A 20,490-nucleotide genomic window follows, 5' to 3' on the forward strand; every position below is an offset into this window, starting at 1 on the left:
ATCACTGTGGGAGTTCGCTCCCACAGCTTGAGCGCTGTCATCTTTCAGAAACGTCCCTGACTTAATCTCCCCGGCAATCCCCTTGGCTGCATTCGGTGTCGGCATGACCCTGCGCGTTCTGTTCGTCTTTCTCTTGAGTGCCTGGCTGCCGGTTTCGGCCACGGCATTGCCCATTCCCGAGAACGGTCCGGCCCTGCGCATCCAGGGTTCCAACACCATTGGCGCAGCCCTCGGCCCGGCACTGGTGGAAGGCCTGCTGGAAGAACAGGGGCTGGTGAACGTCCACAGCGAAACCCCGGACACCGCCAACGAGCAACGGGTCGTCGGCCTCACGGCTCATGGTAAACGTGTGGTGGTAGAAATCGCCGCCCACGGTTCCAGCACCGGTTTCTCGGCACTCAAAAGCAACAGCGCCGATCTCGCTGCCTCTTCGCGCCCGATCAAGGACAGCGAGCTCGCCAGCCTTGTTTCGCTTGGCGATCTGAAAAGTCCAGGCGCCGAGCAAGTCATCGCCATCGATGGCCTGGCGATCATCCTTCACCCCGACAATCCGCTGAATCAGCTGAACATCGAGCAACTGGCGCGGATCTTCAGCGGCGAGGCGAAGGCGTGGGAAGAACTCGGCGGCAAGGGTGGGACGATTCATCTGTATGCGAGGGATGATCAGTCCGGCACCTACGACACGTTTAAGGAACTGGTCCTCAGCCGTCGTGGGAAAACCCTGAACAGTTCGGCGAAACGTTTCGAGTCCAGCGAGCAATTGTCCGACGCGGTCAGTGCCGATCCGCAGGGCATCGGTTTCATCGGTCTGCCTTATGTGCGCCAGGCAAAAGCCGTGGCAATCGTCGACGGGCAGTCCCAAGCCATGCTGCCACTGGCCAGCCTGATCGCCACCGAAGACTATCCGCTGTCCCGCCGGCTGTTCTTCTATTTGCCACCCGATAATCAGAATCCATGGGCCGCAGCCTTGGTGGATTTTGCGCAAAGCCGCCAAGGGCAGGCGATTGTCGCGGCCAACGGTTTTATTGCCCAGACCGTGCATGCCATCTCGGTCACGCCGAATGCGCTGATGCCCGAGGGTTATCAATCCCTCAGCCGGCATGCCCAGCGTCTGACCGTGAACTTCCGCTTTGAAGAAGGCAGCGCCAGCCTCGACAACAAGGCCCGGCAGGATCTGGTTCGGGTGTTCGACTATATAAAGCACCATGACAAGACCGATCGCGCGGTCACACTGGTGGGTTTTGGCGATGCCAAGGATGACCCGGCCCGGGCGGATTTGCTGTCGAAGCTGCGGGCGATGGCGGTACGGCGGGAGCTGGTGAAGAACGGCGTGGTGTTGCGCGAAGTGCGCGGGTTTGGCGCGCTGATGCCGGTGGCGACCAACAGCGGGGATGAAGGCCGGATCAAGAATCGGCGGGTTGAGGTTTGGGTTTACTGAGCTGACGCTGTTCGATCCCATGTTTGTAGTGGGACCGAACAGGTGCTGGATCAGCGCTCGCTACGCAGCATTTCCTTCGGCACGTACTTGCCGATCTCGAACTTGCCGATCGCCGCGCGGTGCACTTCGTCCGGGCCGTCGGCCAGGCGCAGGGTACGTTGCATGGCGTACATGTAGGCCAGCGGGAAATCGTTCGATACCCCTGCCCCGCCATGAATCTGGATCGCCCGGTCGATCACCCGCAACGCGACATTCGGTGCGACGACCTTGATCTGCGCAATTTCGCTCTTGGCGACCTTGTTACCCACGGTGTCCATCATGTACGCCGCCTTCAGGGTCAGCAGACGTGCCATATCGATTTCCATCCGCGAGTCGGCGATCTTGTCAACGTTACCGCCCAGACGCGCCAGCGGTTTGCCGAACGCAGTGCGACTCACCGAACGTTTGCACATCAATTCCAATGCGCGCTCGGCCATGCCGATCGAACGCATGCAGTGGTGAATCCGGCCTGGGCCAAGGCGACCTTGAGCGATTTCGAAGCCGCGTCCTTCACCGAGCAGGACGTTTTCGTACGGCACCCGCACGTTGTCGAACAGCACTTCGGCGTGGCCGTGAGGCGCGTCGTCGTAACCGAACACCGGCAGCGGACGGACGATCTTCACGCCGGGGGTGTCGACCGGTACCAGAATCATCGAGTGCTGGGCGTGGCGCGGGGCATCGGGGTTGCTCAGGCCCATGAAGATCAGGATCTTGCAGCGCGGATCACAGGCGCCGGAGGTCCACCATTTCTTGCCGTTGATCACCCATTCATCGCCATCGCGCACGGCACGGGCAGCCATGTTGGTGGCGTCGGAGGACGCGACGTCCGGCTCGGTCATGGCGAACGCCGAACGGATTTCGCCGCGCAGCAGCGGTTCGAGCCAGCGCTGTTTCTGTTCTTCGTTGGCGTAACGCACCAGCACTTCCATGTTGCCGGTGTCCGGTGCCGAGCAGTTGAACGGCTCCGGGCCGAGCAGCGAACGGCCCATGATTTCCGCCAGTGGCGCATATTCGAGGTTGGTCAGGCCGGCGCCCAGTTCCGACTCAGGCAGAAACAAATTCCACAGCCCTTCGGCCTTGGCCTTGGCCTTGAGCTCTTCCATGATTGCGGTCGGCTGCCAGCGGTCTCCCTCGGCAACCTGCCGTTCGAACACGGCTTCGGCCGGGTAAACGTAAGTGTCCATGAACGCGGTCACGCGCTCACGCAGTTCTTGCACCTTGGGCGAATATGCGAAATCCATGAGCAATTACCTTTTTTCGGCAGGTTGTTTAAGTCATGCAATCGATGCTAGAACAGCGTTGATAATTTACCTAGCCTATTCTCGGCGTGTATAAACATTCATCACCGATATATGATTGGTTGATTTTCCTGGCCGCCCTGACCCGCGCCATCCACCTATAAAAAGAGAGCCGCGTAATGAATCTGAGCAAGGTCGACCTCAACCTTTTCATCGTCTTCGACGCGATCTACACCGAAGCCAACCTGACCCGCGCCGGGCAGATTGTCGGCATCACCCAGCCGGCGGTGTCCAACGCATTGGCGCGGTTGCGCGAGACCTTCAACGACCCGCTCTTCGTACGCACGGCCCAGGGCATGGTGCCGACGCCCATGGCGCAGAACATCATCGGCCCGGTGCGCAACGCACTGTCGCTACTGCGGGTGTCGGTTCAGGAAAGCCGGATTTTCAACCCTTCGCAAGCGGTCAAGACCTACCGCATCAGCATGACCGACCTGACCGAAGCGGTGATTCTGCCGCCGCTGTTCCAGCGTCTGCGTCGTCTGGCACCAACGGTGATCATCGAAAGCTTCCTGTCCAAGCGCCGGGAAACCACCAAGGAACTGGCCGCCGGGCGCCTCGACTTTGCCGTGGATGCGCCGCTCAACACCGACCCGCAGGTGCGCCACGTCAAGCTGATGGAAGACCGTTATGTCTGCGCGATGCGCAAGGGTCATCCGCTGGCGACCAAGGAAAAATTCACCCTCGACGATTACCTGTCGCTGACCCACATTCATATTTCCAGCCGCCGCAGTGGCTTGGGTCATGTCGATCTGGCGTTGGGCAAGATGGGCATCCAGCGCAAGATCGCCCTGCGCTCGCAGCACTATCTGATGGCGTCCCAGGTGTTACAGCAGACCGACATGGTGATGACCGTGCCGGAGCGTTTCGCCCGCCGCCATGACCTGCATGCGTTCAATCTGCCGGTCAACGATGTGCCGCCCGTGGAAACCCATTTGTACTGGCACGAAAGCACCGACCAGGACCCGGCCAACCGCTGGATGCGCGAGCAGATGATCGAGCTGTGCCAGCAAGTGACGGCGCACGAGAAGAAGCTCGACAAGCTGCAGGCGCCCGCCACTTGACGTAAACGTCAACCTGCCATTAGCTTAGCGCCAAGACCTTATTTCGAGCGCTTTCATGAGCAGCCAGACCTACAGCATTTCCGACCTCGCCCGCGAGCTGGACATCACCACCCGGGCGATCCGCTTCTATGAAGAACAAGGCCTGCTCAGCCCCGAGCGCCGAGGCCAGGAACGCATCTATTCGCCGCGCGACAAGGTCAGCCTGAAGCTGATCCTGCGGGGCAAGCGCATCGGTTTTTCCCTGGCCGAGTGCCGCGAGCTGATCGAGCTCTACGACCCCTCCAGCGGTAACACCAAACAACTCAACAGCATGCTGGCGAAAATCAGCGAGCGCCGGGAACAGCTTGAACAGCAACTGCTGGACATCGAACAGATGAAGCTGGAACTCGACACCGCCGAAGAACGCTGCGTGCAGGCGCTGGAGCAGACGCTCAAGAGTCAGCAAGTCGCGCAGTAGCCTCCCGACAATTACAACAGGTCAACGCCATGTCCCTCCCCTCCCAAGTACGCCTGATCGAAGTCGGCCCCCGTGACGGCCTGCAGAACGAAGCCCAGCCCATCAGCGTCGCCGACAAGGTGCAACTGGTCGACGCGCTGAGCGCCGCCGGCCTCGGCTATATAGAAGTCGGCAGTTTCGTCTCGCCCAAGTGGGTGCCGCAGATGGCCGGTTCCGCCGACGTGTTTGCGCAGATCCAGCGCAAACCCGGCGTGACCTATGGCGCGCTTGCGCCGAACCTGCGCGGCTTTGAAGATGCGCTGGCGGCCGGGGTCAAGGAGGTCGCGGTGTTTGCGGCTGCGTCCGAAGCCTTTTCGCAGCGCAACATCAATTGCTCGATCAGCGAAAGCCTGGCGCGGTTCGCGCCGATCATGGAATCGGCGAAACAACACGGCGTTACCGTGCGCGGTTACGTGTCCTGCGTGCTGGGCTGCCCTTATGAAGGCGAGGTCGCGCCAGAACAGGTGGCCATGGTCGCCCGCGAGCTGTACGCGATGGGCTGCTACGAAGTGTCGCTGGGCGACACCATCGGCACTGGCACCGCTGGCGCCACCCGCCGGCTGTTTGAAGTGGTATCGAAACAGGTGCCGAGAGAAAAACTCGCCGGCCACTTCCACGACACCTACGGCCAGGCCATGGCCAACATCTACGCCAGCCTGCTGGAAGGCATCGCGGTGTTCGACAGCTCGATCGCCGGCCTGGGCGGCTGCCCGTACGCCAAGGGCGCCAGCGGTAACGTCGCCACCGAAGACGTGGTGTACCTGCTCAACGGCCTGGGCATCAAGACCGGTATCGACCTCGACGCCTTGATTGCCGCTGGCCAACAGATCAGTGCAGTGCTGGGTCGCCCGACCGGTTCGCGCGTGGCCAAGGCCCGTAGCGCACAGTGAGGGGATGGTGTTACCGCCGAGCGCGAAACGTGGGCACAAGCGAGTAACACGGAAACAAATTGTCTGGTTTTGCCTGAAGGAAAAATCCTTCAAAAATCTCAAATCATTGATTTAAAAGGTTTTTTAAAAACTGGCACGGCTTCTGCTATCTCTATGGCATAACAAGAATAAAAAGCAGCAAACCAATAAAAATAAGACGTACCGACTCTGACATAACAAAAACAACACGGCAGAGACGCAGCTAACAGATTTTTTTGGAGAAGGTGTGCTTTTCAGGGTATTCCTCGGAATGACCCGCAACCGGGCAGAGAACAATAAAACTACCTTCAGGTAGCTCCCGAATCGGTTGGATCGCCTGGCGAGAAAGCAGATCAGCGCTCAAAAAAATACGTTTGCTCTTGACCCCGGATGGGGGTCGCCAAAAACAGCGGTAAAGGGCCACGGTTGCCAAAAACAACAACAGACCGCCCCTCAATAATAAAAAAGAGCACGCGACGACAAAATTAAAGGGGAGCTTCGGCTCCCCTTTGTGCTTTCTACGATTCCTGTTTTCAGCGCCGCCCCCTTGTGGGAGCGGGCTTGCTCGCTCCCACATTCGATCTTTGTCAGGCCTGCTTTTCTCGCAACTCCTCGATACTGATCTCACGCATGCGGAATTTCTGGATCTTGCCCGTCACCGTCATCGGAAACTCGTCTACAAACTTGAAGTAACGCGGCGTCTTGAAGTGGGCGATGCGCTCCTTGCACCACGCTTGCAGCTCTTGTTCGGTGGCGCTGTGGCCGGGATGGAATTTGATCCAGGCGACGATTTCCTCGCCGTAACGCGAGCAGGGAATGCCGATCACCTGCACGTCTGCCACCGCCGGGTGAGTGAAGAAAAACTCTTCCAGTTCACGCGGGTAAATGTTTTCGCCGCCACGGATGATCATGTCCTTGTTACGGCCGGCGATGCACACGTAACCCTCGTCGTTCATGCTCGCCAGGTCGCCGGTGTGCATCCAGCCCGCCGCGTCGATGGCTTCGGCGGTGGCCTGCGGGTTGTTCCAGTAGCCGAGCATCACGCTGTAGCCACGGGTGCACAGTTCGCCGATGGTGCCGCGTGGCACCGGGTTGCCAGCCTCGTCGATGATTTTGCTTTCGAGTTGCGGCTGGGTGCGGCCGACGGTGGTGACGCGCAGTTCCAGTTCGTCCGACGGACCGGTTTGCAGGGACACGGGGCTGGTTTCGGTCATGCCGTAGGCGATCTGCACTTCACTCATGTGCATTTCGCTGATGACCCGGCGCATCACCTCGATCGGGCAGGTGGCGCCGGCCATGATTCCGGTGCGCAGGGTCGACAGGTCGAACTCGGCGCGCTGCGGCTGATCGAGCATGGCGATGAACATGGTGGGTACGCCGTACAGCGCGGTGGACTTTTCTTCGGCGACGGTGCTCAGGGTCAGCAAAGGATCGAAGGCGTCGTTGGGATAAATCATCGTACTGCCGTGGGTGACGCAGCCAAGATTGCCCATGACCATGCCGAAGCAGTGATACAGCGGCACCGGGATCACCAAGCGATCGGCGGCAGTCAGGCCGAGGCTTTCGCCGACCATGTAGCCGTTGTTGAGGATGTTGTAGTGACTGAGGGTCGCGCCTTTGGGGAAACCGGTAGTGCCGGAGGTGTACTGGATGTTGACCGGTTGATCGAAGTGCAGGCTGTCGCTGCGTTCACGCAATTGTTCCGGGGAAACACTGGCGGCCAGATCGGCCAGTTGCGACCACGGAAGAAAACCCGAAGGCGGCTGAGGATCGAGACTGATCAGTCCGCGCAGCTCCGGCAAGCGCTCACTGTGGAGTTGGCCGATGGATTGCTCGGTCAGTTCCGGCAGCAGGCCCTGAAGCATGCCGTGGTAGTTCGAAGATTTGAAAGCACCGGCACAGACCAGCCATTGGCAGCCGGATTGCTTGAGCACGTATTCGAGTTCGGAGCTGCGATAAGCCGGATTGATGTTGACCAGAATCACGCCGAGCTTCGCGGTGGCGAATTGAGTGATGCACCACTGCGCGCAGTTCGGTGCCCAGATGCCGAGCCGGTCGCCGGCCTGCAAACCCAACGCCAGCAGGGCTCTGGCATGCACGTCCACCGCGTCGGCCAGTTGCCGCCAGGTGTAACGCAGCTGCTGATGGCGCACCACCAGCGCCTCGCCGTCCGGGTACTGCGCGACGGTCTCGTCGAACTTCTGCCCGATGGTCATCGCCAGCAAGGCTTTGTCCTGGGAACCACGGGTATAGCTGCGTTGCGGGTTTGCACTGGGTTGATCCATGACGACCCCTATTGTCTTTATTAGTGGGTGTTGGACCGGAGCCATGTCAGCTCCGACCGTTCAGAACTGGCCCTACTCTCGCTCAAGTTGACGTTAACGTAAAGGGTGATTGACAGCCATTCGTCACAGGCTTACGTTAACGTAAAGGTGAGAACTGAAACGCCCTTCTCCCCACCCTACAAAAAAGCCAAAAGGTGACCCATGAGCTACCCATCCCTGAACTTTGCCCTCGGTGAAACCATCGACATGCTGCGCGATCAGGTCCAGTCCTTCGTCGCCAAGGAGATCGCCCCGCGTGCCGCGCAGATCGACAGCGACAACCTGTTCCCCGCCGATCTGTGGCGCAAGTTCGGTGACATGGGCCTGCTCGGCATCACCGTGCCGGAACAGTACGGCGGCGCTGGGCTGGGTTACCTCGCACACGTTGTGGCGATGGAAGAAATCAGCCGCGGTTCGGCTTCCGTGGCGTTGTCCTACGGCGCCCACTCCAACCTCTGCGTGAACCAGATCAACCGCAACGGCAACCACGAACAGAAATCCAAATACCTGCCGAAACTGATCAGCGGCGAACACGTCGGCGCACTCGCCATGAGCGAGCCGAACGCCGGTTCCGATGTGGTCTCGATGAAACTGCGTGCCGATAAACGCGGCGACCGTTTCGTGCTCAACGGCAGCAAGACCTGGATCACCAACGGCCCCGACGCCAACACCTACGTGATCTACGCCAAGACCGATCTGGAAAAAGGCCCGCACGGCATCACCGCATTCATCGTCGAGCGCGACTGGAAAGGCTTCAGCCGCAGCAACAAGTTCGACAAGCTCGGCATGCGCGGCTCCAATACTTGCGAGCTGTTCTTCGATGACGTTGAAGTACCAGAAGAAAACATCCTCGGCGTGCTCAACGGCGGCGTGAAAGTGCTGATGAGCGGCCTCGATTACGAGCGCGTCGTGCTGTCCGGTGGCCCGACCGGGATCATGCAGTCGTGCATGGACCTGATCGTGCCGTACATCCATGACCGCAAACAGTTCGGCCAGAGCATCGGCGAATTCCAGCTGATCCAGGGCAAAGTCGCCGACATGTACACCCAGCTCAACGCCAGCCGCGCCTACCTCTATGCTGTGGCCCAGGCCTGCGAACGCAACGAAACCACGCGCAAGGACGCCGCTGGCGTGATCCTCTACACCGCCGAGCGCGCCACACAAATGGCTCTGGACGCGATCCAGATTCTCGGCGGTAACGGCTACATCAACGAATTCCCCGCCGGCCGTCTGCTGCGTGACGCCAAGCTGTACGAAATCGGTGCCGGCACCAGTGAGATCCGTCGCATGCTGATCGGTCGCGAACTGTTCAACGAAACCCGCTAAACGGAGCTGTCCATGGCTATCCTGCATACCCAGCTCAACCCTCGTTCAGCGGAGTTCGCCGCCAACAGCGCGGCGATGCTCGAACAGGTCGACGCCCTCCATACCCTGCTTGCCCAAGTGGCTCAGGGTGGCGGCGCGAAAGCTCAGGAACGTCACACCTCGCGGGGCAAGCTGCTGCCGCGTGAGCGGATCAACCGCCTCCTCGATCCGGGCTCGCCGTTTCTGGAAATCAGTCAATTGGCCGCCCACGCTGTGTATGGCGAAGACGTGCCGGCCGCTGGCGTGATTGCCGGGATCGGCCGCGTGGAAGGCGTCGAGTGCATGATCGTCGCCAACGACGCGACGGTGAAAGGTGGTTCGTACTACCCGCTGACCGTGAAGAAACACCTGCGCGCCCAGACCATCGCCCAACAGAACCGCCTGCCGTGCATCTATCTGGTGGACTCGGGCGGCGCCAACCTGCCGCGTCAGGACGAGGTGTTCCCGGATCGCGAACACTTCGGGCGGATCTTCTTCAACCAGGCCAACATGAGCGCCATGGGCATTCCGCAGATTGCCGTGGTCATGGGTTCCTGCACCGCCGGCGGCGCTTATGTACCGGCGATGGCTGACGAAGCGATCATGGTGCGCAATCAGGCGACGATTTTCCTCGCCGGTCCGCCACTGGTAAAGGCTGCGACCGGTGAAGTGGTCAGCGCCGAAGACCTCGGCGGGGCCGATGTGCATTGCAAGATTTCCGGCGTGGCCGACCATTACGCCGAAAGCGATGAGCACGCCCTCGCCCTCGCCCGCCGCAGCGTCGCCAACCTCAACTGGCGCAAGCTCGGCGAAGTGCAGCAGCGCACGCCGATTGCGCCGCTGTACGCCAGCGATGAGTTGTACGGAGTGGTTTCGGCGGACGCCAAGCAGCCATTCGATGTGCGCGAAGTGATTGCACGACTGGTCGACGGTTCAGTGTTCGATGAATTCAAGGCGCTGTTCGGTACGACGCTGGTGTGCGGCTTCGCCCACCTGCACGGCTACCCGATCGCGATCCTCGCCAACAACGGCATCCTGTTCGCGGAAGCCGCGCAAAAAGGCGCGCACTTCATTGAACTGGCCTGCCAGCGCGGCATTCCGTTGTTGTTCCTGCAGAACATCACCGGCTTCATGGTCGGCCAGAAATACGAGGCCGGCGGCATCGCCAAGCACGGCGCGAAACTGGTAACCGCCGTGGCGTGCGCCAAGGTGCCGAAATTCACCGTGATCATCGGCGGCAGCTTCGGCGCCGGTAACTACGGCATGTGCGGGCGGGCCTACGATCCTCGTTTCCTGTGGATGTGGCCGAATGCGCGGATCGGCGTGATGGGCGCCGAACAGGCGGCCGGCGTGTTGGTACAGGTCAAGCGCGAGCAGGCCGAACGCAGTGGCCAGGCGTTCAGTGCCGAGCAGGAAAGCGAGATCAAGCAGCCGATTCTCGACCAATACGAAGAGCAGGGTCACCCCTACTATTCCAGCGCTCGGCTGTGGGACGACGGCGTCATCGATCCGGCGCAGACCCGCGATGTGCTGGCCCTGGCCTTGTCCGCGTCGTTGAACGCGCCAATCGAACCGAGCCGCTTCGGCGTGTTCCGGATGTGATCGGGAGAACCTCATGAGCGACTTCAACACCCTCGAATTGCACAGCGATCCACGGGGTTTCGCGACCTTGTGGCTGAGCCGCGAAGAAAAGAACAACGCGTTCAACGCCGAAATGATCCGCGAGTTGATTTTGGCTTTGGACAAGGTTGCCAGCGACGCCAGCCTGCGTTTCCTGCTGGTGCGCGGACGCGGCAAACACTTCAGCGCCGGCGCCGATCTGGCCTGGATGCAGCAATCGGCCGAACTCGATTACCACACCAACCTTGACGACGCCCGGGAACTGGCGGAGCTGATGTACAACCTCGCCAAACTGAAAATCCCGACCATGGCCGTGGTGCAAGGCGCGGCGTTCGGCGGCGCGCTGGGTCTGATCAGTTGCTGCGATATGGCGATTGGCGCCGATGACGCGCAATTCTGTCTGTCGGAAGTACGCATTGGCCTGGCGCCGGCGGTGATCAGCCCGTTCGTGGTGCAAGCCATCGGCGAGCGCGCGGCGCGGCGTTATGCGCTGACAGCCGAGCGTTTCGGCGGTCAGCGGGCGCGGGAAATCGGTTTGTTGTCGGAAAGCTATCCGGCGACCGAGCTTGAACAGAAAGTCGAGCAATGGATCGACAACCTGCTGCTCAACAGCCCCGCCGCCATGCGCGCCAGCAAGGATCTGCTGCGTGAGGTCGGCAACGGCGCGTTGACCCCGGCCCTGCGTCGCTACACCGAAAATGCCATCGCCCGCATCCGCGTCAGCCCGGAAGGCCAGGAAGGTCTGCGGGCCTTTTTGCAGAAGCGTCCGCCGAGCTGGCAAGCCGCAACCACCACCAAGGAGCCGCGTTGATGAGCGCACCTGTTCTCACCACCCTGCTGGTGGCCAACCGTGGCGAAATCGCTTGTCGGGTCATGCGCACCGCCAAGTCGCTGGGCCTGACCACCGTTGCCGTGCACAGCGCCACCGACCGGGAAGCCCGGCACAGCCGTGAAGCGGATATTCGCGTCGACCTGGGCGGCAGCAAAGCGGCCGACAGTTACCTGCAAATCGACAAACTGATCGCGGCGGCCAAGGCCAGCGGCGCTCAGGCGATTCATCCGGGTTACGGCTTTCTTTCAGAAAACGCCGGGTTTGCCCGCGCCATCGAAGCGGCCGGCCTGATCTTCCTCGGCCCGCCCGCCTCGGCCATCGACGCGATGGGCAGCAAGTCCGCCGCAAAAGCGTTGATGGAAACCGCCGGCGTGCCGCTGGTGCCGGGTTATCACGGCGAAGCCCAGGATCTGGACACTTTCCGCGATGCTTGCGAACGCATCGGCTACCCGGTGCTGCTCAAGGCCACGGCTGGCGGTGGCGGCAAGGGCATGAAGGTGGTTGAAGACGTCAGCCAACTGGCTGAAGCGCTGGCCTCGGCTCAGCGTGAAGCGCAGTCGTCGTTCGGCGATTCGCGGATGCTGGTGGAAAAATACCTGCTCAAGCCGCGCCACGTGGAAATCCAGGTGTTTGCCGATCAGCATGGCAATTGCCTCTACCTGAACGAGCGCGACTGCTCGATTCAGCGTCGGCATCAGAAGGTCGTTGAAGAAGCGCCGGCACCGGGCCTGAGTCCAGAACTGCGTCGGGCGATGGGCGAAGCCGCTGTGCGTTCAGCGCAGGCCATCGGTTACGTCGGCGCCGGCACGGTGGAGTTTCTGCTGGACGCTCGCGGCGAGTTCTTCTTCATGGAAATGAACACGCGGTTGCAGGTTGAACACCCAGTCACCGAGGCCATCACCGGGCTCGATCTGGTGGCCTGGCAGATTCGCGTCGCCCGTGGCGAAGCGTTGCCGATCACTCAGGATCAAGTGCCGCTGAACGGGCATGCGATTGAAGTGCGGCTATATGCGGAAGATCCATCGAATGATTTTCTTCCGGCGACCGGTCGCCTGGATCTGTATCGCGAATCCGCCGCCGGGCCAGGGCGCCGTGTGGACAGCGGCGTTGAGGAAGGCGACGAGATTTCGCCGTTCTATGACCCGATGCTCGGCAAGTTGATTGCCTGGGGCGAGGATCGTGAGCAGGCGCGTTTGCGACTGCTGAGCATGCTCGATGAGTTTGCGATTGGCGGGTTGAAGACCAATATCAACTTCCTGCGGCGGATCATAGGTCATCCGGCGTTCGCGGCGGCGGAGCTGGATACCGGGTTCATTCCGCGCTATCAGGAACAGTTGCTGCCAGCGCCTGCTGCACTGAGTGATGAGTTCTGGGATGCGGCGGCGCAGGCTTTTGCGCAGAGTTTGCCGGGGATGACTCGGGCAGATGATCCCGCTTCGCCCTGGGCGCTTCAGAGCGGTTTGCGCGCCGGTTTGCCTCGCGAAATCACTCTGCATTTGAGCTGCGAGGAGCAGGATCGGGCGTTGACGCTCGGAGCTGGCGGCAATGCAAAACTGATCGGCGAGCTACTGGTGGTCGAGCACGATGGACTGCGTCGACAGCTGCGGGCGATTCGTCGTGGAGAGGTTCTGTTTCTGCAATGGGACAGCGAGTTGCGGCGCGTTGAAATGTACGACCCGATCAGCGCTGTTGAAGCCAGTCACAGCCATCAGGGCGGTCTGACTGCACCGATGAACGGCAGCATCGTGCGAGTGCTGGTGGAGGCCGGACAAGCGGTTGAAGCCGGTGCGCAACTGGTGGTGCTGGAAGCGATGAAGATGGAGCACAGCATCCGCGCGCCCCACGCCGGCGTGATCAAGGCGCTGTATTGCCAGGAAGGCGAAATGGTCAGCGAAGGCAGCGCGCTGGTCGAACTGGAAGAAGCGTGAAAGGTGGATCGATCCTACGCCTGGCGAGGATCGATCTGACTAATATTTGGCCGTTGCCTGAACCACGACACCGATAATTCGGCACTCGTCGGTAAACAAGGCCTTCGGCCAGGTCGGATTGAGCGGCATCAGGTAACGCTGGCCGCCCTCTTCGATCAATTTACGAAAAATCGCCTCGTCACTGTCCTGCCACTGGGCGATCACCAGTTTGCCGGGCTCCGCCTCCACCGCAGGATCCACAAGGATCAGCATCCCTTCGCCGATGCTTTGCCCCGTGGGCGCGGTCATCGAATTGCCCGCCACTGTGAGCCAGAACGCCGGGCCTCGGGCGTGGTAATCCGTCAGCTCGAAGCGTCGCTTGTCCTTACCACTCGAATACACAGGTTGGCTCTCGCGGGCCTCGATCGGCACATTCCAGTCGCTGACCGGATAGCGGAAGTAAGGGTTGTACTTCTGCGCCAGTGGCATTTCGTCGTCCTTGTCGACTTGCGGTTCGCGGATCACCACCGCGACTTCGAGAAACTCCATGCCCAGCGCTTTCAGCACGCGGTTCATTTGCGTGATGCCGGGCTCACGGCGCTTGTTCAGCCAATGGCCGATACCGCCCTGAGACATGCCGACGCGCTCGCCGAGCTCGACTTGAGTGACGTTGAGTTCACTCATTTTGGCCTTGACCAACTCAATCCATTTATCCATGTGCGGCACCATACGTGCCCGTCCCGAGCCATCAAAACACATATTGTAGTATTTAAATTCTGGTCACAAATACTCTAAGTACTATTCTAGGTTCACGGATTTGAATCGACCAAGGAGTGACCTTTCCCCATGAATATCACCAGCAAAGACCTGCCCGACCTGCAAATGGACACCACCTTCACGTCTCCGCAAGGGTGCGCCGCTGCGCAACGCGCATTGGACTATTACTTGAAACCGGCTGTGTCAGAACCGGAAGTGGAGGAACGCTTTTTCGGCGTGAACAATAACCTGAGTGGCGAAGAATCCCTGGTCCACGCCTCGGATTTGCTGCGATGTGCAGCAGCCACGGCGTTCAAGGCAGCAGACGGCTTGCAGGGCGTCAGTCGGGATTTGGCGTTTTCGGTCGTGCACATGGTCGACATGGCACGAGCGATGGTCGATCACTCGCTCGATGGCGGGGTTCGCTGAAGACGGACAGGAAAGAATTTTCCAATCGCGCAGATAAAAACGTTTGACTTGCAAATGATAATGATTACTATTGCAAGCAACTGGTCGCAAGATCAGTCGATGGACCAGAGACCTTAGGTCGGTCTTCTGGACTATCTCCTCATCAGGCTAATCACGGTTTTTGACCCGGCTTTTTGCCGGGTCTTTTTTTGCCAGTTTTCTGGCTTGTGGCTTCAGGCTAATGAAGTCTTTAGGTGCTGCAAATTCGATGGCGCGGATAATATCAAAAGAATATCGCTTGGCAAGCGAACCCCGGCCGCATTGGGGAAAAGTAATGCCAATTAGCACTTGAGAATCAATCGCACAGCTACTAAGCTGCATCCGCGTCATGGAGGACGCCCCCCCCCGCCACACCCCGCAATTTCCCTCGGTTTCACCCCAGTCTTGCGTGTAAAGTAGCCGCCATAAAAATCATATTCAGGAACCGATTATGACCGTGGCCAAATCTTCGTTCGACATCAGCGCCAACTTCGACAGCGGCAACATCCAAGTCATCGATATCAGCAACCCGCTCAGTCCGGTTCTGGCCATTCGCCCAGATACCCGCAGCGCCCACTTCCAGTGGTTCCACTTCAAGGCCAGCGGCCTGCATGTACATCAAGAACACTGGTTCCGCCTGGTCAACGCCAGCCAGTCCTCCTACAACAAAGCCTGGACCGGCTATCAGGCCGTCGCGTCCTACGACCACGTCAACTGGTTCCGCATTCCAACCCAATTCGAAGGCGACAGTCTGCGCTTCTGTCTCGAAGCCGAGCAGACCCACGCCTGGTTCGCCTACTTCGAACCCTACAGCCGTGGCCGTCATGACTGGCTGATCGAGCAAGCGCTGACCAAGGCCGGCACCGAACTGCTGGCCACTGGCAAAAGCGTCGAAGGCCGTGACATTCAACTGCTGCGCAAAGGCACCGGCGCTGAAGGCCGTCGCAAGATCTGGATCATCGCCCAGCAGCATCCCGGCGAACACATGGCCGAGTGGTTCATGGAAGGCGTGATCGAACGTCTGGAGCATCACAACGATCCAGTGTTGAACAAGTTGCTGGAAAGTGCCGATCTGTACCTGGTGCCGAACATGAACCCGGACGGTGCCTTCCACGGCCACCTGCGCACCAACGCCATGGGCCAGGATCTGAACCGCGCCTGGCAGAACGCCAGTCAGGAAGTCAGCCCGGAAGTCCTTTTCGTACAGCAGCAGATGGAAAAGTACGGCGTCGATCTGTTCCTCGACATACACGGCGACGAAGAAATACCCCACGTATTCACCGCTGGTTGCGAAGGAAACCCGGGCTACACCCCGCGAATCGAGAAACTCGAAGAGCACTTCCGCAGCCACCTGAAACACACCACCAAAGATTTCCAGACCAAGTACGGCTACACCCGCGACGAACCGGGCCAGGCCAACATGACCCTGGCCTGCAACAGCGTTGGCCAGAAGTTCGACTGCCTGTCGCTGACCCTGGAAATGCCGTTCAAGGATCACGATGACGCGCCGAACCCGCTCACCGGCTGGTCGGGCCAACGCTCAAAACAATTGGGCAAAGATGTGCTGACCACCATCGCCGACATGGTCGACACCCTGCGCTGATCCCTTCCTGTTTTTCGCTTCACGAAAGATCGCAGCCCGTCTGCGATCTTTTTTTGTGCCGTCTTTTACCCAATCAGGTTGCAAATAAAAACCGGATTACTTACCGTCAATCAAGTTTCAACTTGAAACCTGAAAGGATCCGGGACATGAAAACTTCAACACTCGATAACGGTGTCGTACTGCTTTTCGCTATCGCTTGCGGCCTCGCGGTGGGCAACGTGTATTACGCCCAGCCGCTGCTGGATGCGATGGCCGACGCCTTCGGTCTATCGCCGGGCAGCATCGGCATCGTCATGACCTTGACTCAGATCGGTTATGGACTCGGTCTGTTATTGCTCGTGCCCCTCGGCGATCTGCTCAATCGGCGGCGGCTGATCGTCACGCAAACGCTGTTGTCCGCCGCGGCCTTGCTGATGATTGCGCTGGCCCCGAACGGCGCCTGGCTGCTGATCGGCGTCACCCTGACCGGTCTGCTTGCGGTGGTCACCCAGGTGCTGGTCGCCTACGCCGCAACCCTTGCCGTTCCCGCGCAACGCGGAAAAGTTGTCGGCGTGATCACCAGCGGCATCGTCGTCGGCATTCTGCTCGCGCGCACGGTAGCGGGCGGCATGGCTGATCTGGCCGGCTGGCATTCGATCTATCTGTTGTCGGCAGGATTGACGCTGGTGATGGCCGCGCTGCTGTTTCGGGTATTGCCCAAGGACGAAGAAGCACGACCGGACACGCGTTACGTGGCACTGATCACTTCAGTGTTCACTCTGTTTCGAGAGGAGCCGGTGCTGCGCCGACGAGCGATCCTGGCGCTGCTCACCTTCGCCAGCGCCATGGTGCTGTGGACGCCAATGGTTTTGCCGTTGGCCGCCCCGCCGCTGTCGCTTTCCCACAGTGAAATCGGATTGTTCGGACTGGCCGGCGCGGCTGGCGCATTGGCCGCCGCAAGAGCCGGACACTTGGCGGATCGCGGATTCGGGCAATGGGTCAGCGGCTTGTCCCTGCTGCTGATGCTCGGTTCGTGGCTACCGATCGCATTTACCCAATCCTCGTTGTGGGGGCTGTTACTCGGGGTAATCACCCTGGATCTGGGCTTGCAGGCTGTGCACGTCACCAGCCAGAGCATGATCTACAGCGTCCGCCCACAGGCACAGAGCCGACTGACCGCCGGCTACATGCTGTTTTATTCAATTGGCAGCGCCTTGGGCTCGATCGCCTCGACGGCCATGTACGCCTGGGCAGGATGGCCGGGCGTCTGCTGGCTGGGTGCCGGAATAAACATCGTCGCGCTGATGTATTGGTGGCGAACATTGGCACCGCAAAAACGTGGCGAGCAAATGTGCTCCCTCGCCACGCCGGATTAACGTCTGCAGTCAGTTGCGATTGCGTCCCCGCAGCATGCTGTCGAGCACCTCGTCGCGACGCACCCAGCCATGAAACAGCGCCGCCGCCAGATGCAGCAGCACGGTCAGGAATAACAAATACGCCAGATACCCGTGAGCCTTGCGCAGCAACGCAAACACCTGCGCATCCGCCGGCACGATCGACGGCAATTGCAGGGACGCGCCGAGCATCACCGGATCCCCCGCCGCGCTGATCATCGCCCAGCCCAGCAGCGGCAACACCAGCATCAGCGCGTACAGCAACAGATGAGAGGCCTTGGCCGCCATCACCTGCCAGCCCGGCAGATCCTCCGGCAGTGGTGGCTGACGCGTGCCCAGTCGCACCAGAATGCGCACGATCACCAGCAACAGGATCGCAATACCCAGCGGCTTGTGCAGGTTGATCAGCCATTCATGCCGCGCCGACACCGAGGTCACCATGCCGGCGCCGATGAACAACATCGCGATGATCATCAACGCCATCAGCCAGTGCAACAGCCGCGCCAGCGGATTGAAATGAGTCGGTTGCGTGCTCATGGACGAGCCTCCTTTTTGCCGGTCGGCAGTTGGCTGACTTCGCTGGTGCGACGCAGGTAGGAATCGGCGTAACCGGCCGAGCGCGCGGCCAGCAACGGATCGTCGGAACCCTGAATACCGGCCGGCAGCACCAGCGGATCGTAGTTGATGTCACGGCATTCACCGCTGAGCTGCGGCTGGGTCTTTTCCAGTACCAGAGTGCCTGCATTCAACACTTTGCGGCCGGCGGGCCAGGTCTTGCTCGCGTCGTTCACCGGATCGTCGGCGTTGGCCAAGGTGATGTTCAACTGAAAGCGCAGCGGCCCTTCGGCCAGGCGTTGCACCAGGTCCTTCTCAAGAAAGTCGCTACCTTCAGGCGCAGTCGCACCGGCAGCATCCTGAGCCAGAGGCGTCATGTTCCAGCGCACCGCCTGCTTTTTGCCACTGGCATCCACCAGATAAAACGCGTTGATGCTGTTGTAGGTTTCCGTCGCGTAACTGGCCGACGGTTTGGCGGTTTTTATCCAGGTCAGAAACGGCACGGCTTCCGGGTGTGCGGCAAAAAATGCCGGCACCTTGGCCGGATCCGGTTTTCCCGTCGCCGGATCCGGCGATTGCGCCTGCTGCAACTGATAGAACGCTTCGGGTGTGCCGACCGGGAACACCGACATACTGTTCATCCCGGTGCGCCATTGCTGGCCGTTGGCCTGGGTGAAACGCAGCGCCAGGCTGCGAATCGGTACGGCGCTGTCCGGTGCATAAGGATTACCCGCCGGCAGCGCGAATCGCCCGACTACCGGGGTGCGTGGCTCATTGAACACCTGCGCGACAGAGTAAGGACGCGCCTCACCACTGCTTTCAAAATGGCCGATGACGCAAACGCCCTTGGCGTGATTGCGACGAAACCCCGGGTGCACGCCGTTGTTCTTTTCCAGTACATCAACCAACGCCTTGGGCGTCAGGCGTTGTGGGTCAAACGAGCCATGAACGTAGGCAAAAGCCCCGGCCACTGCTGCGACCACCACGGCGATACCGCCGAGACGCAACACCAGGCTCGCGGCACTCAATGGCGGGCGTTGTGGCCCGCCGGGCGGTGAGCTGCGATCAACCATGAAAGACTCCAGGGCCATCGGCCACAAGTAGGAAGAATCAGCAAGACGCACGCCATCAGGATTTATTCCACGGCCCGGTATTTATTTTTCCGAACGTGGAATAACCTCGAATGCCGGACGTCTTCCTAGTCCACAGCGTAGTGACTAGCAGAACTTCATGAGCGAATTCGACGAACAACTGAGAGAAATCATTCCCAGATTGCGGCGCTTTGCCGTGTCGTTGACGCGCAACGGCAGCAGCGCCGACGATCTGGTTCAGGCCAGCCTGGAGCGAGCCCTGTCCAGTTGGCGCGACAAGCGCGCCGAGGGCGATCTTCGCGCGTGGCTGTTTTCGATCCTGTACCACCAGTTCCTCGATGCGCACCGGCGCTCCCGGCGCTACGCCCGAATGCTCGAATTCTTCACCGGCCGCGATGACGCCGAACCCTCGGTGGAGCGCACGGTGATTGCCCAATCTACCCTGCAAGCCTTCGATCGCCTGCCCACCGAACAGCGCGCGCTGTTGCTGATGGTGTCGGTGGAAGGCTTGACCTATAAGGAGGTCGCCGAGATTCTCGACGTCCCCACCGGCACCGTGATGTCGCGCCTGTCCCGCGCCCGCCAGGCTTTGCGCCAGCTCAGCGACGGCGAAATCAGCAGCCCTTCCTTGCGGATACTCAAATGATCAGCCTGCCCCCCAGCGAGCGTGATTTGCACGCCTACATCGACCACCAGCTCAGCGACGCCGACCGGCGTGTGCTGGAAAACTGGCTGGCCAGCCACCCGGAAGACGCCGCGTTGATCCGCGCCTGGCAACAGGATGCCCAACACCTGCGCGCCGCCCTCGGCGGTGCCTTGCAGCAACCGGTCAATCCGGATCTGGACCCGGCGCTGATCCGCCAACGGCTCAAGCATCGATCGCGCCGCCAATGGGCCAGCGCAGCGGTGCTGTTGATTGCCGTCAGCCTCGGCGGTGTCGGGGGCTGGAAGGCTCGGGACATGACCGTGTTTCATCCCCCCGCACCGATGACGGATGCCTTGCAGGCGTACCGTTTGATCGCCCAGCAAGGGCTTCTGCCGGCGGACTACAAGGTCGATGGTGACGGCGATATCCAGCGCTGGCTCGACCGCTATTTCACTCAGGCCAATCGCCTGCCGGACCTGACGTCGGCCGGATTTGCACCGGTCAGCGGCCGTCTGCTGAGCACCGATGAAGGCCCGGCGGCGATGGTGATGTATGAAGACCAGAGCGGGCACAAGGTCAGTTTCTACGTGCGTCCACCGGGACCGAAAAATACCTTTCTGCCCCGGGGCAGTCGCCAGGACGGGGATCTTCAGGCCGAATATTGGTCGGGCAAGGGTTACAACTACGCAATGGTCAGCCCGACCGATACGCCTGCGGCAGAAATGCTCAAGCAATCCCTGAGTTTCTAG

At 60.5% G+C, this 20,490-nt stretch carries 19 protein-coding genes; 13 read left to right on the plus strand and 6 right to left on the minus strand.

Going from position 1 to position 20,490, the window contains the following annotated elements:
• Window positions 1–103 precede the first annotated feature (103 nt).
• Window positions 104–1,438: a substrate-binding domain-containing protein gene (locus tag CAF87_RS15620; RefSeq protein ID WP_085732268.1), complete on the plus strand. Its 1,335-nt coding sequence runs from the start codon at window positions 104–106 to the stop codon at window positions 1,436–1,438.
• A gap of 50 nt (window positions 1,439–1,488) precedes the next feature.
• On the opposite strand, the gene CAF87_RS15625 is transcribed toward CAF87_RS15620, so the two are convergent.
• Window positions 1,489–2,718, minus strand: coding sequence for an acyl-CoA dehydrogenase (locus tag CAF87_RS15625; protein ID WP_041075051.1), 1,230 nt, complete (start codon window positions 2,716–2,718; stop codon window positions 1,489–1,491).
• A 176-nt stretch (window positions 2,719–2,894) separates the two neighbouring features.
• Here CAF87_RS15625 and CAF87_RS15630 point away from each other — a divergent pair, with 176 nt between their 5' ends.
• Genes CAF87_RS15630 through CAF87_RS15640 form a run of 3 tightly spaced genes read left to right on the plus strand, consistent with a single transcriptional unit; the run spans window position 2,895 to window position 5,225 of the window.
• Entirely contained in the window at window positions 2,895–3,839 is a 945-nt protein-coding gene (locus tag CAF87_RS15630; RefSeq protein ID WP_011334997.1) for a LysR family transcriptional regulator, read from the plus strand.
• 55 nt (window positions 3,840–3,894) lie between these two features.
• The gene (locus CAF87_RS15635; RefSeq protein WP_007951507.1) at window positions 3,895–4,296 is read left to right on the plus strand and encodes a MerR family DNA-binding transcriptional regulator; all 402 of its coding nucleotides are present in this window, start codon (window positions 3,895–3,897) and stop codon (window positions 4,294–4,296) included.
• Between the two features lie 29 nt (window positions 4,297–4,325).
• Window positions 4,326–5,225 (plus strand): hydroxymethylglutaryl-CoA lyase, encoded by a 900-nt coding sequence (locus CAF87_RS15640; RefSeq protein WP_085732180.1) that lies wholly within the window; start codon window positions 4,326–4,328, stop codon window positions 5,223–5,225.
• Window positions 5,226–5,830: 605 nt separating this feature from the next.
• On the opposite strand, the gene CAF87_RS15645 is transcribed toward CAF87_RS15640, so the two are convergent.
• Window positions 5,831–7,528 (minus strand): AMP-binding protein, encoded by a 1,698-nt coding sequence (locus CAF87_RS15645; RefSeq protein ID WP_085732181.1) that lies wholly within the window; start codon window positions 7,526–7,528, stop codon window positions 5,831–5,833.
• Between the two features lie 201 nt (window positions 7,529–7,729).
• On the opposite strand from CAF87_RS15645, the gene CAF87_RS15650 reads away from it, so the two are divergent.
• From CAF87_RS15650 to CAF87_RS15665, 4 genes are read left to right on the plus strand one after another with little or no spacing between them, the layout of a single operon-like run.
• A complete protein-coding gene (locus CAF87_RS15650) occupies window positions 7,730–8,893 on the plus strand; it encodes an isovaleryl-CoA dehydrogenase (protein WP_085732182.1) in 1,164 nt (387 codons plus the stop codon).
• A 12-nt stretch (window positions 8,894–8,905) separates the two neighbouring features.
• Complete coding sequence (locus CAF87_RS15655) at window positions 8,906–10,513, plus strand: carboxyl transferase domain-containing protein (protein WP_085732183.1); 1,608 nt, start codon at window positions 8,906–8,908, stop codon at window positions 10,511–10,513.
• A 13-nt stretch (window positions 10,514–10,526) separates the two neighbouring features.
• On the plus strand, window positions 10,527–11,342 hold the full coding sequence (locus CAF87_RS15660; RefSeq protein WP_085732184.1) for a gamma-carboxygeranoyl-CoA hydratase: 816 nt from the start codon (window positions 10,527–10,529) through the stop codon (window positions 11,340–11,342).
• Window positions 11,342–13,291, plus strand: coding sequence for an acetyl/propionyl/methylcrotonyl-CoA carboxylase subunit alpha (locus CAF87_RS15665; protein WP_085732185.1), 1,950 nt, complete (start codon window positions 11,342–11,344; stop codon window positions 13,289–13,291). The genes CAF87_RS15660 and CAF87_RS15665 overlap by 1 nt, the downstream gene beginning before the upstream one ends.
• A gap of 39 nt (window positions 13,292–13,330) precedes the next feature.
• Here CAF87_RS15665 and CAF87_RS15670 read toward each other — a convergent pair whose 3' ends face one another.
• Entirely contained in the window at window positions 13,331–13,987 is a 657-nt protein-coding gene (locus CAF87_RS15670; RefSeq protein WP_085732269.1) for a LexA family transcriptional regulator, read from the minus strand.
• Window positions 13,988–14,116: 129 nt separating this feature from the next.
• Here CAF87_RS15670 and CAF87_RS15675 point away from each other — a divergent pair, with 129 nt between their 5' ends.
• Window positions 14,117–14,455: a DUF6124 family protein gene (locus tag CAF87_RS15675; protein WP_085732186.1), complete on the plus strand. Its 339-nt coding sequence runs from the start codon at window positions 14,117–14,119 to the stop codon at window positions 14,453–14,455.
• A gap of 147 nt (window positions 14,456–14,602) precedes the next feature.
• On the opposite strand, the gene CAF87_RS29050 is transcribed toward CAF87_RS15675, so the two are convergent.
• Entirely contained in the window at window positions 14,603–14,824 is a 222-nt protein-coding gene (locus tag CAF87_RS29050; protein WP_139831732.1) for a hypothetical protein, read from the minus strand.
• Window positions 14,825–14,924: 100 nt separating this feature from the next.
• Between CAF87_RS29050 and CAF87_RS15680 the strand changes: the two genes are divergently transcribed.
• Both CAF87_RS15680 and CAF87_RS15685 read left to right on the plus strand, forming a co-directional pair.
• Window positions 14,925–16,076: a M14-type cytosolic carboxypeptidase gene (locus CAF87_RS15680; RefSeq protein ID WP_085732187.1), complete on the plus strand. Its 1,152-nt coding sequence runs from the start codon at window positions 14,925–14,927 to the stop codon at window positions 16,074–16,076.
• A gap of 146 nt (window positions 16,077–16,222) precedes the next feature.
• The gene (locus CAF87_RS15685) at window positions 16,223–17,431 is read left to right on the plus strand and encodes an MFS transporter (protein WP_085732188.1); all 1,209 of its coding nucleotides are present in this window, start codon (window positions 16,223–16,225) and stop codon (window positions 17,429–17,431) included.
• 9 nt (window positions 17,432–17,440) lie between these two features.
• Here the strand turns inward: CAF87_RS15685 and CAF87_RS15690 are convergent, their stop codons facing one another.
• Window positions 17,441–17,986, minus strand: a complete 546-nt coding sequence (locus CAF87_RS15690) for a cytochrome b (RefSeq protein ID WP_085732189.1) — start codon at window positions 17,984–17,986, stop codon at window positions 17,441–17,443.
• On the minus strand, window positions 17,983–19,077 hold the full coding sequence (locus tag CAF87_RS15695) for a catalase family peroxidase (protein WP_085732190.1): 1,095 nt from the start codon (window positions 19,075–19,077) through the stop codon (window positions 17,983–17,985). The genes CAF87_RS15690 and CAF87_RS15695 overlap by 4 nt, the downstream gene beginning before the upstream one ends.
• 157 nt (window positions 19,078–19,234) lie before the next feature.
• On the opposite strand from CAF87_RS15695, the gene CAF87_RS15700 reads away from it, so the two are divergent.
• Both CAF87_RS15700 and CAF87_RS15705 read left to right on the plus strand, forming a co-directional pair.
• On the plus strand, window positions 19,235–19,741 hold the full coding sequence (locus CAF87_RS15700; RefSeq protein WP_085732191.1) for an RNA polymerase sigma factor: 507 nt from the start codon (window positions 19,235–19,237) through the stop codon (window positions 19,739–19,741).
• Entirely contained in the window at window positions 19,738–20,490 is a 753-nt protein-coding gene (locus CAF87_RS15705) for an anti-sigma factor (RefSeq protein WP_085732192.1), read from the plus strand. Before CAF87_RS15700 ends, CAF87_RS15705 begins: the two co-directional genes overlap by 4 nt.

The sequence above is a fragment of the Pseudomonas sp. R38(2017) genome (assembly GCF_002112395.1).
Classification (GTDB): domain Bacteria; phylum Pseudomonadota; class Gammaproteobacteria; order Pseudomonadales; family Pseudomonadaceae; genus Aquipseudomonas.

Coding starts and splice junctions, on each gene's coding strand:
- CAF87_RS15685 (WP_085732188.1), top strand. CDS start 16,223: ATGAAAACTTCAACACTCGATAACGGTGTCGTACTGCTTTTCGCTATC.
- CAF87_RS15705 (WP_085732192.1), top strand. CDS start 19,738: ATGATCAGCCTGCCCCCCAGCGAGCGTGATTTGCACGCCTACATCGAC.
- CAF87_RS15655 (WP_085732183.1), top strand. CDS start 8,906: ATGGCTATCCTGCATACCCAGCTCAACCCTCGTTCAGCGGAGTTCGCC.
- CAF87_RS15670 (WP_085732269.1), bottom strand. CDS start 13,987: ATGGATAAATGGATTGAGTTGGTCAAGGCCAAAATGAGTGAACTCAAC.
- CAF87_RS15620 (WP_085732268.1), top strand. CDS start 104: ATGACCCTGCGCGTTCTGTTCGTCTTTCTCTTGAGTGCCTGGCTGCCG.
- CAF87_RS15700 (WP_085732191.1), top strand. CDS start 19,235: ATGAGCGAATTCGACGAACAACTGAGAGAAATCATTCCCAGATTGCGG.
- CAF87_RS15645 (WP_085732181.1), bottom strand. CDS start 7,528: ATGGATCAACCCAGTGCAAACCCGCAACGCAGCTATACCCGTGGTTCC.
- CAF87_RS15630 (WP_011334997.1), top strand. CDS start 2,895: ATGAATCTGAGCAAGGTCGACCTCAACCTTTTCATCGTCTTCGACGCG.
- CAF87_RS15675 (WP_085732186.1), top strand. CDS start 14,117: ATGAATATCACCAGCAAAGACCTGCCCGACCTGCAAATGGACACCACC.
- CAF87_RS15625 (WP_041075051.1), bottom strand. CDS start 2,718: ATGGATTTCGCATATTCGCCCAAGGTGCAAGAACTGCGTGAGCGCGTG.
- CAF87_RS15680 (WP_085732187.1), top strand. CDS start 14,925: ATGACCGTGGCCAAATCTTCGTTCGACATCAGCGCCAACTTCGACAGC.
- CAF87_RS15665 (WP_085732185.1), top strand. CDS start 11,342: ATGAGCGCACCTGTTCTCACCACCCTGCTGGTGGCCAACCGTGGCGAA.
- CAF87_RS15650 (WP_085732182.1), top strand. CDS start 7,730: ATGAGCTACCCATCCCTGAACTTTGCCCTCGGTGAAACCATCGACATG.
- CAF87_RS15690 (WP_085732189.1), bottom strand. CDS start 17,986: ATGAGCACGCAACCGACTCATTTCAATCCGCTGGCGCGGCTGTTGCAC.
- CAF87_RS15660 (WP_085732184.1), top strand. CDS start 10,527: ATGAGCGACTTCAACACCCTCGAATTGCACAGCGATCCACGGGGTTTC.
- CAF87_RS15695 (WP_085732190.1), bottom strand. CDS start 19,077: ATGGTTGATCGCAGCTCACCGCCCGGCGGGCCACAACGCCCGCCATTG.
- CAF87_RS29050 (WP_139831732.1), bottom strand. CDS start 14,824: ATGACGCGGATGCAGCTTAGTAGCTGTGCGATTGATTCTCAAGTGCTA.
- CAF87_RS15635 (WP_007951507.1), top strand. CDS start 3,895: ATGAGCAGCCAGACCTACAGCATTTCCGACCTCGCCCGCGAGCTGGAC.
- CAF87_RS15640 (WP_085732180.1), top strand. CDS start 4,326: ATGTCCCTCCCCTCCCAAGTACGCCTGATCGAAGTCGGCCCCCGTGAC.